The organism is Siminovitchia sp. FSL W7-1587, from assembly GCF_037963795.1.
GTDB lineage: Bacteria > Bacillota > Bacilli > Bacillales > Bacillaceae_C > Siminovitchia > Siminovitchia thermophila.
In genome coordinates this window covers 3,797,005-3,811,815 of sequence record NZ_CP150169.1, presented here as the reverse complement: position 1 = coordinate 3,811,815, position 14,811 = coordinate 3,797,005, and the positions used below count along the sequence as shown (strand labels likewise).

12 protein-coding genes are annotated in these 14,811 nt (G+C 41.9%); 4 read left to right on the top strand and 8 right to left on the bottom strand.

Annotated elements, in window-relative coordinates:
* Positions 1-344 precede the first annotated feature (344 nt).
* Together NST31_RS17980 and NST31_RS17975 are read right to left on the bottom strand one after the other, a co-directional pair.
* On the bottom strand, positions 345-2,306 hold the full coding sequence (locus tag NST31_RS17980) for a copper-translocating P-type ATPase (protein WP_236016953.1): 1,962 nt from the start codon (positions 2,304-2,306) through the stop codon (positions 345-347).
* A gap of 229 nt (positions 2,307-2,535) precedes the next feature.
* The gene (locus NST31_RS17975) at positions 2,536-3,093 is read right to left on the bottom strand and encodes a hypothetical protein (RefSeq protein WP_339162411.1); all 558 of its coding nucleotides are present in this window, start codon (positions 3,091-3,093) and stop codon (positions 2,536-2,538) included.
* Between the two features lie 160 nt (positions 3,094-3,253).
* Here NST31_RS17975 and NST31_RS17970 point away from each other — a divergent pair, with 160 nt between their 5' ends.
* Positions 3,254-4,537, top strand: coding sequence for a cell wall-binding repeat-containing protein (locus NST31_RS17970; protein WP_205178548.1), 1,284 nt, complete (start codon positions 3,254-3,256; stop codon positions 4,535-4,537).
* Positions 4,538-5,022: 485 nt separating this feature from the next.
* A complete protein-coding gene (locus NST31_RS17965) occupies positions 5,023-5,340 on the top strand; it encodes a four-helix bundle copper-binding protein (protein ID WP_205178550.1) in 318 nt (105 codons plus the stop codon).
* 428 nt (positions 5,341-5,768) lie between these two features.
* Here NST31_RS17965 and NST31_RS17960 read toward each other — a convergent pair whose 3' ends face one another.
* The 6 genes from NST31_RS17960 to NST31_RS17935 all read right to left on the bottom strand — a co-directional run bounded on the left by NST31_RS17960 (position 5,769) and on the right by NST31_RS17935 (position 12,063).
* Entirely contained in the window at positions 5,769-6,497 is a 729-nt protein-coding gene (locus NST31_RS17960) for a sulfite exporter TauE/SafE family protein (RefSeq protein WP_205178493.1), read from the bottom strand.
* 59 nt (positions 6,498-6,556) lie between these two features.
* Complete coding sequence (ccsB, locus tag NST31_RS17955) at positions 6,557-7,747, bottom strand: c-type cytochrome biogenesis protein CcsB (RefSeq protein ID WP_339162408.1); 1,191 nt, start codon at positions 7,745-7,747, stop codon at positions 6,557-6,559.
* Positions 7,748-9,373 carry a cytochrome c biogenesis protein ResB gene (locus NST31_RS17950; RefSeq protein WP_339162406.1) on the bottom strand — a complete coding sequence of 542 codons (1,626 nt, stop codon included), beginning with the start codon at positions 9,371-9,373 and terminating at the stop codon, positions 7,748-7,750. It abuts the gene before it with no gap.
* A 15-nt stretch (positions 9,374-9,388) separates the two neighbouring features.
* Positions 9,389-9,919, bottom strand: a complete 531-nt coding sequence (locus tag NST31_RS17945; protein ID WP_205178506.1) for a thiol-disulfide oxidoreductase ResA — start codon at positions 9,917-9,919, stop codon at positions 9,389-9,391.
* 40 nt (positions 9,920-9,959) lie between these two features.
* On the bottom strand, positions 9,960-10,667 hold the full coding sequence (locus NST31_RS17940) for a cytochrome c biogenesis protein CcdA (RefSeq protein WP_205178508.1): 708 nt from the start codon (positions 10,665-10,667) through the stop codon (positions 9,960-9,962).
* 853 nt (positions 10,668-11,520) lie between these two features.
* Entirely contained in the window at positions 11,521-12,063 is a 543-nt protein-coding gene (locus NST31_RS17935; RefSeq protein ID WP_328799764.1) for a VTT domain-containing protein, read from the bottom strand.
* A 323-nt stretch (positions 12,064-12,386) separates the two neighbouring features.
* Between NST31_RS17935 and NST31_RS17930 the strand changes: the two genes are divergently transcribed.
* Positions 12,387-12,671, top strand: a complete 285-nt coding sequence (locus tag NST31_RS17930; protein WP_205178512.1) for an AbrB/MazE/SpoVT family DNA-binding domain-containing protein — start codon at positions 12,387-12,389, stop codon at positions 12,669-12,671.
* Positions 12,672-12,723: 52 nt separating this feature from the next.
* Positions 12,724-14,304, top strand: a complete 1,581-nt coding sequence (locus NST31_RS17925; protein WP_339162400.1) for a M1 family aminopeptidase — start codon at positions 12,724-12,726, stop codon at positions 14,302-14,304.
* Positions 14,305-14,811 lie beyond the last annotated feature (507 nt).

Below are 14,811 nucleotides of genomic sequence, written 5' to 3'. Positions count from 1 at the left end.
GTGTATAATGCGCAAACTTTTAGCGTAGTCAACATATGTAGACTCCTGCGGGAATAGTTCGAGCTGAAGATCCCGCAGGATAGCGACCTTTGCTCTCCGAGGAAGCTGAAGAGACCTGCGGAAAGCGAAATGTTTTGACGTAGCGATGATAGGGATTTTTTTAACACAAATAGGGGTCGGTACATAAGTTGAAAGCTGATTCATATTCGTAAAAATCGTGAGAATAAAACCGCCTGAAATCAAGGTTTTTAAACTTGATTCCATGCGGCTTATTTCATTTTTACAGGGTTTTGTCCCGATCCCTTTGCTATTTCGTATTTGCTTAAGTCCCGGCCCCTTTTGACTTAATCAATTTTCAACAGTTTGGCATTGATGGCTACAATGACAGTACTTAGTGACATGAGGATCGCGCCGACCGCCGGGCTTAACACAATTCCCATCGGATAAAGTATGCCGGCCGCAAGAGGAATAGCAACGATATTATAACCTGCCGCCCACCACAAGTTTTGTAACATCTTCCGATAAGTGGCTTTTGAAAGTTTAATAATATTCAAAACATCCATTGGATTGCTTTTAACCAAGACAACATCTGCCGTTTCAATTGCCACATCAGTTCCAGTGCCAATCGCAATCCCCAAGTCTGCTTTGGCAAGAGCGGGTGCGTCATTGACCCCGTCTCCTGTCATGGCCGTCCGCAACCCTTCTTTTGTCTGAATATGAACGATTTTATCGGACTTTTCATGAGGCAACACTTCCGCAAAGATTTCATCCATCCCAAGTTTTGCACCAACGTACTGCGCCACCTTCGTATTGTCGCCCGTGAGCATAATCGACTTGATATTCAATTCGTTTAATTGGTGAATGGCTTCTTTAGCTGTATCCCGAATGATATCTGCCAGTGCGATCATACCGGCAATTTTTCCATTGACCAAAGTAAAGACGACCGTTTTTCCTTCAGCGGACCATTCATTAAATGGCCCTTCATCAAAGGAAAGATTTTGAGATCGCACATAGCCAGGGCTTACTACCATGATTTCTTTTCCATCCACCTCTCCCTGAAGCCCTTTACCGGTAAGGGATTGGAAGTTGCTTACAGACGGAATCGAAAGCTGTCGTTCTTTTGCGGATTTCAAAATGCCGCGGGCAATGGGATGCTCTGAATGGGCTTCAACCGCTGCAGCCAATGATAACACTTCTTCTTCTGCATAAGGACTTGAAGCAGCGATATTCGTCACTCCAAACTCTCCCCTGGTCAACGTTCCTGTTTTATCAAATACAACCGCCTCGATGAAACGGGCATTTTCAAATGAGGCACGGTTTCTGATCAACAATCCTTTCTTGGCAGCAATGGATGTGGAGACAGCTACGACGAGAGGAGCCGCAAGCCCGAGCGCATGTGGACAAGCAATGATGAGAACGGTGACCATTCTGGTGATGGCAAAAGAAACAGAATAACCAAGTGACAACCAAATAACAAACGTGAGCAATCCAGCGAGAAGCGCCCCGTAAAACAGCCATTTTGCGGCACGGTTGGCAAGATCCTGGGCTTTTGATTTGGATTCCTGCGCTTCTTTCACAAGCTTGATCACCTGAGAAAGATACGTTTCCTCGCCAGTCTTCTTAATCGATATAATAAGAGATCCTTCTCCATTGACCGAACCGCCTATGGCTTCGTCTCCTGTTTCCTTTTCCACTGGAACAGATTCCCCGGTCAACATCGATTCATCGATAGTTGATTTCCCTTCAATAATTTCCCCATCCACCGGAACTTTTTCTCCAGGCCTGACCAATACATGGTCACCATGGCGCAACTCGGTAATATCGACTACTTTTACATTGCCGTCTTGATCTATAATACTCGCTTCCGAAGGCATTAGTTTTGCCAATTCTTCCAGTGCTTTGGAGGCGCCCATGACAGAACGCATTTCAATCCAATGGCCTAGAAGCATAATATCAATTAATGTAGCCAGCTCCCAGAAAAAATCCTGTTCTGCGAAGCCAAATGCCGCCGCCGAACTGTAGACATAGGCAACAACAATCGCTAACGTAATGAGCGTCATCATCCCTGGGCTTTTTTCTTGTATTTCATCTTTCGCACCAGTTAAAAACGGCCAGCCACCGTAGAAAAAGACGATCGTTGACAGGGCAAACGATATGTACATATCACCAGCAAAGCGCCAGTTGACATCCAGAAACATTTGGATCATAGGAGACAAGATCAAGATCGGAATCGTGAGAATCAGGGAAATATAAAAACGCTTTTTAAAATCTTCCACCATATGGGCATGGTGGTCATGGTGCCCCATGTGGCCGCCCTGATCTCCCCCGTGTCCGCCATGAGCATGAGAATGCTGCTTTGCATGGTCATGGTGATGATCACCGGAATGAGGGATGTCTGTTTGTTGGTTGGAATGTTCGCGGTCGTTTTTATCCATACTGCTTCCTCTCCTTTCTGTTTATTTACCCCATTTTACACGTAATATGTCCAGAAAATATGCAGAGTAAACAAGCGCATGCCCTATAAAAATATTGTTATCAGTGGAAATGATAAGGTAAAATCACTTTCTGAATAAAAGGTGTTTGAGTATATAGGAATAAGCACAGCAAGAAAAATAGGAAGCACAGCAAAAAAGGATTCTGGTAATAACGCATCCATTTAAACTGCTCTTTCAGCAAGGGAAGTATCTCATATGCCAGCAAAAAACAGATCAATAGCGCAAATGTAAACATCAACATAAGGGCTTTATCCCAATCTGCAGGCTCTATCATTTCTCCAAGCATGGCGCCCATCATTCCCGCCATCACTCCCGATAGCATACCTTCTAATAGGGCAAGAAATGAAAAAGATGAGCCGATGAGCGCGCCCGCGAGTGCCCCTGCCCCCATTCCCACGGCAGTAGATAACAATAAATGCCCTTGAAACACAATGCCTAGAAGCGTTCCAGCAAATAATCCCATTCCCATCGCCATCGACATGGCAAAAATCATTCCTTGCATAACTGTTACTTTTTTTCTTGCGAAAAAAGCGCAAACAGCCACTCCGAAAAAACATGTGAAAAAGACGGAAATAAGTAAAATAAACCCAGTCGTCATCTAAACCATCTCCAAGACTTTGTACAAGTATATGGCTCCCAAAAGAACAATTAGCACTACATATTCCCTTACATAAAAATTGTCAAGAAAAATGCAGATATTCTGCATATATTTAGGGAATTCTATTATTAGATCATCTTTTAAAAGGAGCGGTTTGATGATGAAAAAAGTTTTTTATCCCATCCATTTATTCATCATTGCCGGGGTGCTCGTTTTTTCTGGTTGCGCGGCTTCCGGACAAGACAACAACCAAAATGGGACATCGGCCAATAATGGACAGGAGCAAACAAAGCAGGAACAAAACAATGGAAAACAACCGAGCAAAGAAATGCAAGAAAAATTCGCTGCCCCTCCAACCGATTTTAACGATCAAGCGTCTACAAATCTTAAAATAGAAAGCACAAAAAATGTAACGCGGATCAATGAGGAGCAAACAACCAGAGCGGCCACTCTTGTTTCTCAAACAATTTGGCCGGCGACACACAAGGAGAATCAGCCGGGGACAGTGATTTTGGTTCCAGAAGGCCAGTGGCAAATCAGTATGGCAAGTGCCGACTTAATCCATCATCCGAATAATGGTCCTGTCTTATTTACGAAGAAAGACGCCGTGCCCCAAGAGACGCTGGATGAAATCAAACGGCTTAGACCTGTGGGAAATGAGGCTGGAACTCAAATAATGGTCATGGGGGACGTCTCCGAAAATGTCTTGAAGCAGCTTGAAGAGTATAAAGTACAACATATAGAAGGAAGTGATCCCGCAAAATTCGCGGCCGATATTGACCGGGTGTATGCCGAAGTGGCGGGAGAAGTTCCCGAGAGTGTGATCATCGTTTCACCTGAAGAAAAGGCCAAGTTATTTTCACTTCCCGCCGTTAACTGGATTGCGCATATGCCGGAGCCTGTTTTATTTGTGAACAAGGACGACATTCCTGAAGCGACCCTTGCTGCTCTAGAAGTAAGGAAAAAGAAACCGAATATGTATATTTTGGGGCCGGAATCAGTGATTTCAAAAAAGGTAGAAGATCAACTTGGCGAGATTGGGACAGTAACAAGAATCGCGGGTGAAGACCCGGTTTCCAATGCTATTTCCTTTGCTCAATTTAAAGATGAAGACACTGGTTTTGGCTGGGGGATGAATGAGCCTGGACACGGTCTTTCCTTTGTATCGACGAAAACCCCGGAATTGGCCATTGCCGCTGCCCCGTTTTCACATTTAGGCAAACACGCACCGCTCATTTGGCTCGAAAATGGTAAGCTTCATGAGGATATTTACAAGTTTTTGGCAACCATCCGCCCGACATTTACAAATAACCCTCAAGACGGACCATTCAACCATGCCTTTATGACGGGAACTTTTGATCAAATTTCGTTCAAGACCCAGGGAATCATTGATGAGAAATTGGAAATTACAAATGCGAGCGGCGGCGGACACGGGGGCCATTAGAAAAAGCTTTTAAATTGTTCCGTTAATGAAATGGACGAAAAGACAGCTTGCTTGTATGAGTTCGGTATTGTACCGGGCTCATATTTTTATGTTTTTCTTTATATTTGGCTAATTGTGAAACATAAACATTCAAATGGAAGGCACTTCATCTAAAACTCCGTCTTACTTAACTTAAAGCAAGATCCGTATTTCTCTTTGCCAACTGACGATTTTACGGCGGCAAAGATAGCCAGCCATCGTTTGAAATTCTTGCCATTACATTTTTTCAAGAAACGAATGTAAAAAAAATTATTTCCATGCTGTGTCCTCTCCTTCAGGTTTAACTTCATACCTATTGAGGGTATATGGGGTTAACGGGTACATTCAAAAAGAGTTGATGAAGAAAACAGGAAAATATGCATTTTTTTTGCAGTTTATTCAAATCTTCCAAGGGGAAAATAAAAAATGAATACCTCAAAAGGAAGGATGATTTGGTGAATAACCAAATGTATGAACAATGTATCCAAGCTTGCCTGGAGTGCATGGAGGCGTGCAACACCTGTTATGATGCTTGCTTACGAGAAGAGGACATAGCCAAAATGGCTGACTGTATTCGTATGGATCGGGAATGTGCAGATATATGTGCTTTTGCAGCCAAGGCGATGCAGTCTGGCAGCCCATTCGCAAAACAAATTTGCCAATTGTGCGCGGAGATTTGCGAAGCTTGCGGAAATGAGTGTCAAAAGCATGATCACGACCACTGTCAAAGATGTGCAGAAGCTTGCTTTAAATGTGCGGAAGAATGTCGAAAAATGGCTTCTTAATGCATAAATGGGGAAAGGAGAGCATTTGTTATAAGAAATAGCATATGCTCTCCTGTTTCATGAAGCGACACGGACAATACTTCCAACAACAGACGAGCAGAAATGTCCCCATTTAAAACATCTTCCCCATTTCATTTTTATCATCGAACAGAAAGGACAGCTACTGATATATGCCAATACAACTTGTTTGTTACGAACTTAAACGATTAATGGAAGATTACTACAAATGCGGGGACCCTCATATAAAGGCGCTCATTCATTCTGATATAAAGCTTTTAAGTAAAGCTTTATTTTATTGTGACCTCTCGAAATAGACTGAATTTAAACACATTTACACCCCTCTAAGCTGTTACTGAAACTACACATCAAACGATGCCTGTTTTCTTCAATCGACTTGCTGGAAAAGTTTACACAAATAAGGGGCCACATTACAACCAATATGTTATGGTATCGAATAAACCGAGTAATATGAGTATGACTCCCGCTACCCGTTGAACCCAGAGCCCCATTTTTTTACTTCGTTTCAGCAGGGAGCCACTTAAGCCAAGGAAAGAAGTCATCCCCATTACGACAAGCACGGGGATGGAAGTCCCAATTCCGAACACTGTGGGAAGAATCATTCCGTATGAAGAAGCCAAAACAATCGGCATAAGAGTAACGAAAAATATGACAAACATGGTCGGACAAAAAGCAATAGAGAAGCTTGCGCCCATTAAAAAGGAGCCTATTTTTCCACTGCGCAGTTTTAACGGTATTTTACTCGCCAGTCTATTGATGATGTTTAGTTGAATAACCCCCATTAAGAAAAGACCAAGCAAGATAAGGAACGGTCCGATCACTTTGCGGAAAAAAGGAAATAATATGATGAGATTTTCTTCAAAGCTCCGTCCCGCCAACCATACAAATAATCCCAGCCCGCTAAACACTACAATCTTGCCAAGGATAAAAAAAATAACATCGCCCCAGTAACGAGAATGTTGCAGGCTCCGATTTCCATAAAGTGTAATCGCGCCAATATTTCCAGTTAGTTGGCAAGGAGCCAGAGCGCCTATTAAACCGAGCACAAAGGCGGCCACAATAGGTGCTTCCGCTCCGTGATACAGTGACATGAAAGGCTCACTTAATAATTGGCTTATTTTGCTGATTTCTTGATACATATGGATCAACCTCAGTTACTGATGGATTTCATGATTCCTGTCAAAGTTGCTTCATTTTATCAGGCATAAGAATGTAATCCGGCGATCACTAGATTGACAACGATGAGATTAAAAATAATAATGACAAACCCAATGACCGCAAGCCATGCCGTTTTCTCCCCGTGCCAGCCCCTTGAAAGACGCAAATGAAGAAATGCCGCATAAAACAAAAAGGTAATAAGCGCCCATACCTCTTTGGGATCCCATCCCCAAAAACGTGTCCAAGCAATCTGGGCCCAGATCATCGCGAATATTAGCCCGCCAAGAGAAAACACCGGAAAACCGATCAAGACAGATCTATAGCTGATTTCATCCATCAGATCCAAGTTTACCTTTCTGACCACCGGATGAAGAATTTGGCTTATTCGCTTTCTAGTGAGAAGCCGTATGGCCGTATAAAAGACTGTCCCTGAAAGCAAGGTCCAAATGACCGTATTTAGCTTTCTCGCATGGATGATGGCCGGCATTTCAACAATCGGGCTGAAGCGGTCCGGAGTCGACATAGTCCCCTCGTTTGGCCCTACAAGTGCAGGCAATTGGTATTTCATGACTTTTTCATTACCTTCTTTGTCTACCCAGTTAAATTCAGCCTTGTAGTCGGCGATTGCAAAAGAGGATGTGACAGCAATAAAACCAATCACACAAATAACACCAAACATGATCACTTCCAGCATAAATGATCGTTTGTCTTTTACCGCGGGGTTGATTGCCTTGAGCAAATAGATCAAGCCTGCCACAAAACTGATAGCAAGTATCGCTTGTCCGGTTGCGGTTGTCGATACATGAATAAACAGCCAATCGCTTTGCAATGCGGGAATGAGAGGGTTGATTTCACGGGGAAACATGCTTCCATAGGCTATTAATATAGCGGCTACGGATAAAGCAAAAATCCCCAACACATTTATTTTATAGATAAAATATATGAGAATAAAAGCCCCTACAATCATCATTCCAAAAAAACTGATAAACTCAAACATATTACTGATTGGGGCATGCCCTCCCGCGATCCAGCGCGTGACGAAGGAGAAAATTTGCGAAATGAAACCGGCAATAGCCAATGCAATCCCTATTTTCCCCCAACGATTTTTATGAGATGATATCTCTTCTTTTCCTTTTTCCCTAATCGCTCCAGAGAAGAATAGCACAGCAATTAAATACAGTACAAATGCGGCATATAACAAACTACTGCTTATTTGTATAAAATTTAACATTTATTTTCTCCCTCCCGTGTGCTGGTCTAGTGGTTCAGGTATTGACGTTCCATTGATAATACCGGCAATTTCTCTTTTTAGCCCGTACCAATTTTTATTGGTGTGAGCAGCAATCAGCACTTCTCCCTCATGCTTTTGCAACCAGATGCGGCGATGATTCCAATAGGAACCCTGGATCACACCAATCATAAAAATCAAACCGCCAACTCCCACAACCCAGAGAGTGAGATCTTTTCGAATCACAAGCGCAGTGGCATTGCGGGTTGTAATCCCTGAAAACGCCATTTTATAGTCGGTTTCTCCAAGCGGCTCAATGGTTTGGCGAATAGCGGTAAAACTAACTTCTCCATCGGGATGTTCCGGCGAAATCATGTTAAATAAAAAAGCGGGATTATTGGGAACAGGCGAATTATTTTGCGGCTCGCCGTTATCGGCAAAACCTGTAAAATCGGGATAAAAGCCCAACAGTTCTACTTGATAGCCGTTGCCTAGATCGTATATATCCTTCGGGTCAAACAAATCAATGGCCAATTCGCCTTTGGAACTCTCCGTTTTTTTGTCCAGGAAACTAAATGACATGCTTTTAAACTCGTCAAGTTTATAATCGACTTGATAAACGCCAAATTTGTCAAACTTTAAAGGCTCATTCACACGAATTTTTGCTTCCTGCAACTTTGTGAGGTTTTCATCAGCACCCACTGTTTTATTTGAATCCCGCTCATATAAAATGACATCGGTTTGGAAATTTTTAATGACACCACCTACCCGATCGAGCGCTTCCCGAAATTCCTCTCTATCGGTTTCCTTATCGTATAGTTCCCTTTTAAACCCCTTGCTTTCCAGTACGTATTTTTCATCAGTGCCCGGAATGGTTTTTCTTTCCCCATCCCGAAGCCACAGCACTTCATCCACATACATGCCGGGAACAAAGCGAAGCATGCCCCCGATTAAAAAAATAATCAATCCGATATGGTTTACATAAGGTCCCCAACGGGAAAAACGACCTTTTTCAGCCAGGATATTCCCGTTTTCTTCCCGAATACGGTATTTTTTCTGTTTCAGCTTTTGTTTCATGAGCTCAAAATCTTGATCAGCCTGGGCCGCAACTCCACGGTTGAAAAGCCTTTGCCTTTTTAAGAAGCTTTCATGCCGGCTCACACGCTGGTTGTTTAAAGCCCTATATAGCGGAATGACACGATCCAGGCTACAAATCACCAGTGAAACGCCGATAGAGGCAATCAGAAGCAGATACCACCAAGAACTATATAAATCGTGGAAGCCCAACTGATAAAAAACCTTTCCAGCCATTCCATATTGCTCTTCATAATAAACGGCGGGATCGGCAAACGGCGGAATGTACATGGCCTGCGGCAAAATGGTTCCAAGAGCCGAAGCCAGTAACGTAATGACGATTAACCACACACCCACTTTTACCGAAGAAAAGAATGTCCAGATTTTATCAACAATGGTTCTGTTATAAGTCTGCGATCTGCGGGCACTTCCTTCATAGCGCATATCATGGAGCCTTTGACTTTTAGCTTCTTCGGCCAAAGCCCGTCCGCATGCTTCACATAAAACGGTTCCGTTCGGATTCACATGCCCGCACACACATTTTATTTTATCCAAAATTTCATCACCTCCTTATTGAGGCTTAATGCTCTCCATCATTCCTTTAATTTTTGCTTCTGACAGTTCTCCTGTTTCTATTGCGGTGATCTTGCCTTCAGGATCAATCAGCATGGTAGTAGGCAAAGGAGTGACACCGTAAAGATTCAAAACTTCTTTGTTCGTATCTTTCAAAATGGGAAAGTTCAAACCATGCTTTTGGATAAATTTATTGATGACAAACTCGGGCTCACCCACGTTTACCGCCAATATTTCTACCCCTTGATCTTTGTACACTTCATATTGATTGTTCATATAAGGCATCTCTCTTTCACACGGCTTGCACCATGTACCCCAAAAGTTCAAAAACACTCCCTGGCCTCTATAGTCTGATAATCTATGTTCATTGCCATCCATATCAGAAAGGATAAAGTCCGGCGCTTGCTCCCCTACCGCCATCTCCCCTCTCGTTTCCTTGGTGAAATTTGCATAGAGTGTGTAGACGATAGCCGCCAACATAATGACCAGTATGATACTTCGCATGACGAGCCGTTTCTTTTTCTTCATCTTTTACCTCCTCTTTAAGCCATGTTCGTTATGACGAATCCTAAAATCCTGTAAAACCGCCGAACAAAGGAACCAACAATGAAATAATGACGGTCATCCAATCAAAATATAGGAGAATCCCCATCAAAACCATTAATATTCCCCCAAACATCATGAAACGATTTCCGTGTTTTTTTAAAAAAGTCATTTTATCGATGAAAAAGGCCATGATGAGAAACGGGATAGAAAAACCAAGCACATAAAACGCCATATAAAGAAGTCCCATACCCGGGTTTGCTATACCAAGAGCGATCACTCCGGCTAAAATCGGCCCTGTACAGGGAGTCCAGCCTGCGGCAAATCCAATTCCGATCAACACCGATCCCAAATAACCCGAAGGACGATTGCGAAACTGAAATTTTTTATCCGCTTGCAAAAATTGAAAGCGGAGCACACCGGCAAGAACCAGCCCAAAAAACACCATTAGTATGGCGCCTAATTCCCTTAAAAGATCTTGATATTTTGCAAAAAAAGCTCCTATAAAAGATGTGGACAGCCCAAGCGCTAAAAAGATAATGGAAAAACCAACTAAAAATAGGATCGTATGAATAAACGCTTTTTTTCTTAAAATTGCCTGTCCGCTTTTTAATTCGCTCACTGTCATTCCTGTAATATAAGAAAGGAAAGCTGGATATAAAGGGAGCGCACAAGGTGATATAAAAGATAAAAAGCCCGCGCCAAATGCCAGAAACAGGTTCACTTGTTCCAAAAAATGTACACATCCTCCCCAGGTTTTTTGGATATACGCACCATTAAGATAAGGTATGAATGTGAAGAAACTATGCAGTTAACTTAAAAGACATAAAATAGTTGAAAATGGAGCAATAAAGTGTGACAATCCTCACATCCATCTGAACGATTTGCTGTTATTTCTTTGTGATTCGAAATGATATCTTCATCATTTCTTCATCTTTTTCCATTAGACTATTCAATGTTGAAAGGGAAAATGGGCGCAACCCGAAGCTTAAAATCGAAGGTTCAATAGCTTGATGAACATTTGCGGGGCGGCTAACGCATAGCCAACCTGTGAAGAAGCAATTATAAATCTGGTATGATAGACTTTACCAAACATTTTCAGTCAGTGATGTTCCACAAACATATTGCTCGTAAAACAGCTGATGTAACGAATAAAATCTGGGGAAGGAGCCTTGTACAGAGTGCGACATGGTGTAGGATCAGCAGAAGAAAATAGAAATACCATTAATTCACCCACTCATATAGAGTGAGACGGTGATCGATAAGACTAAGCTGGTCCCGCAAAAGTCTCAATCCAAGCGCTCATTGAAGATAGCCGCAACGCAATCTATGCAAAGCGCTGGATCAGGCTCAAGCTCATAAAAGATGGAAACTGTTGAACCATGGTGCGCTTGCTGATCTCTCCATTGCGGTTGAATAGGATTTACTCGAGGGAACCTGGTACAGACCATCTCGGTTTTGTTATGTTGGTTTTTTATTGATCTTCATACTGGCACAATTACATGGAAAAACTGCTGTTTTTGAAAATGATCTGGCACAATTCATCTATTTGTTTTCATCAAAAAAACTAAACAGATGACGTGCTTTCAGTCGGCCCGTTTTTGTTTCCAATGCCTGTAAACGATGAAGATAAAAATCATGGCGAAAACAATGCCAATCTGCCATCCAACTGTTAAGGTAAGTACACGATCCACTGAATAAGCTTCTATGTACAGTGAGGGGATTTTTCCCAATGTGCTGGCAATGCTGAAAGAAAGTAAACGCATTTGACTATAGGCGGCGGCTAGCGTAACAGCACCTGAAGGGACGAATGGCAATATTCGCAACATGATGACGAGAATAGCGGCTTCCACCCCATGGGTATGTTTTAGCTTGTTCAAAAATCTGTTCTTTACTTTATTTCGCGCAAACCATGTACGAATACCTTTGCGGTAGAGCAAAAAGCTGACAACAGCCCCCGCCGCCTCCCCGATAATGGAAATAAGCAACCCTGTCTTAAAACCGAAGAAAATGATATTTCCAGCAGTCACCGGGGCACTTGGAAGAATTCCCGAGATTGCTATAATCATATTAAGGCAGATACTTATGATCACTGCCATCCATTGATGTTCAGGAAACCATTCCGTCACCACATGCTCCATATTTTCATCAATTCCTAGTGTAAAAATTGAAATTCTTGCCGACAAATGACAATGAAGAGTAGATTCAACAAAAATATAATTCAATCAAATAGAAAAGTCCATTTTTGACTTGCGGTCAGACAATTTATTCACGAAGTTTCAAAGAAATGGGATCTGCAAAATTTCTTCAGAATTCTTTTGTATAATGGGCATACAACCGAAAAGCCCGATTTACAAACCGCTTGCAGATTCATCTAATAAGTTCGTATTTTTTTAAGCGTCAGCAGAAAGCTTTTATGATACAACATGCTAAAAAGGGGTTAGTGTTACTAATGTACACCAAAATAACTAAAAATGGTCAAATACGAATACCCAAAAAAGTCCAAAACGAGTTAAATCTATTGGAAGGACATTATCTATATATATATGAATCGCAAAAGTGCATCTATATTGAAAAAGATCATGAGGACGATACGTTAAATCAGTGCCTCTTTGCAAATGATAAAGTTACGATACCTATGGAGCTTAGAAAATTGCTTAATATCTCGAATGGGACCCATCTATACTTGGATGTTTCCGATTACAATACCATTCGTCTAATGAAAAATGATCCTTAAAAAACCGTAATAACTAGATTAATGAGAAGAAAAAATGGAGCAGTTTATATAAATGAAACGACACATGAAAAACATTTTTATCGTAACGATGATGACGATCACCTACACGATCATTCTGACCTATTTTTTTCCGCAAATGAAGGCGCTTCTTATGTTGGACAGAGCTGTAAAACTTGTTGAAGATCTAGGACAGGAACTGGCCGTCACATTCAACCTCGGCAATTGGTTGCAAACGAGTAACAGTGCGTCAGAAAACGACATTTCCAATGACAAAGAGATAACAAAAGAAAGCAAACCCACATACTATATCAAGGCTGATTTAAATGAAAACAGCTATGAAATTGACGGACAAATGAACGTTACGATTGAGAATCCGGGTACCGACTTCATCACTTTTTATACGTATTCATATTCGTGGTCACCTATGAAAATCAACAAAGTCGTTTTAAATGGGAGAGAAGTTACTTTTTCCTATGACAAAAAACAATTATTGATACAAAACCCTAAAGAAGAAAAAGAACTTACCTTTTCCATCGAGTTTATCACACCTGTCCCCCGCGAAGGAACCCGTTTCGGGTATAAAGAGGATGTATGGTTGATCACCACTTGGTATCCGATGCTCGGTGTTTTGGACGAGCAGCAAAATTGGATGACGAGACCAGATCCCATCGGCATGGGTGACCCTTTTTTATTCAACTATGCCGACTATGTCGTTGAATGGTCCAGTTCACCGTCCATTAAGTGGGTAACATCAGGGGACTTAACATCCGATACAATCATAGAGAACAAAAGAAAAACAACCTGGAAAGTAAAAAACGTCCGCAATTTTGCTTTGGCCGGGAGTAAAAATTACACACAACAAACTTTACAATTTAAGGGGAACACAACCGTGACAATCGCCTTGACAGACGAGGAAAAATTTTCCGAAGTCGTTGATATCGTGCGCTTTTCCTTCCCGCTTTTTCAATCATTATACGGTCAGCTTCCCTATTCCAACATCGCCATCGTTGAAACAGGCCATGGCACCAATTTCGCACTGGAGTATCCAAATGTAGCCATCTTCTCCAAAGATATGTATGCCAACAATGAGATTGAACACTGGCTGCCCCACGAAATTGGCCATCTATGGTGGTATAACGCTGTAGGTGTAAATGAAATAAAAGAGGGATGGATCGATGAAGGTTTGGCAGAACTCAGTGTTGTCTTATATTTGGAAAACCGCTATTCCAAATCCGCCGGAAAACAACTAAGGGATCAATATCGCCAAAGAAATCAGCTTCTCGTGAAAAATTCACCTCTTCAAACAATGGCTGCCGGGATGTACGGTTTTAAAAATAAACAAGAGTTTTATGATTCCTGGTATGCGCGTTCTGCAGATATGTTTTTGACTTTGCGTGATAAAGTTGGCGAGGAAAAGTTCAACTATTTTTTGAACACCCTTTACAAAACGAACATGGGACAGGATATTCGAGAGGATCATATTGTCCAAGCTTTAGAGGATTCACTGAACTTAAAAACGAATCTATTCACCAACTGGGTCCACGAACCTTATCAGCAAACAAAATGGGACATTGAAGTGATTAGTGCTGACGATGAATCAAAACGCAATGCCGTTGACGAATCCCGAAAATAGGACCCTATCGCAAAAGTAATAATCCCGGAGCAAGTAAAAGGGAGCTATTGAAAAAAATAGAAAGCAACCTTGAAGTTTAAAGTGAAGGATGAAAATGAAGTCCACCTGACGTAATGGCATCCTTTTTACAAGAAACCGTGAGGCTGGGACACAACTAAATCAGCTAATGAAAAAACAAACAATACAGTGAAACTTCATTCAGTTGGCGTTTTCTTCCATCTCCTACTGAATGTTAGTTGAACCGATCGGGCATTTAGGTGCCGTTTTCTCACACTTAGACCTTTTGTGTCAACTCAGGTCTTGAAGTAGGAGTCTTACGGCACCTTACATGCTGGGAAATTGTCCCAGTGTATCATACGCAAGCTTTTAGCGTAGTCAAAATAAGGAGACTCCTGCGGGAATAGCTCGAGCTGAAGATCCCGCAGGAAAGCGACCTTTGTTTTCCGAGGAAGCTGAAGAGACCTGCGGAAAGCGAAATAGGTTGACGTAGCAATAATAGGGATTTTT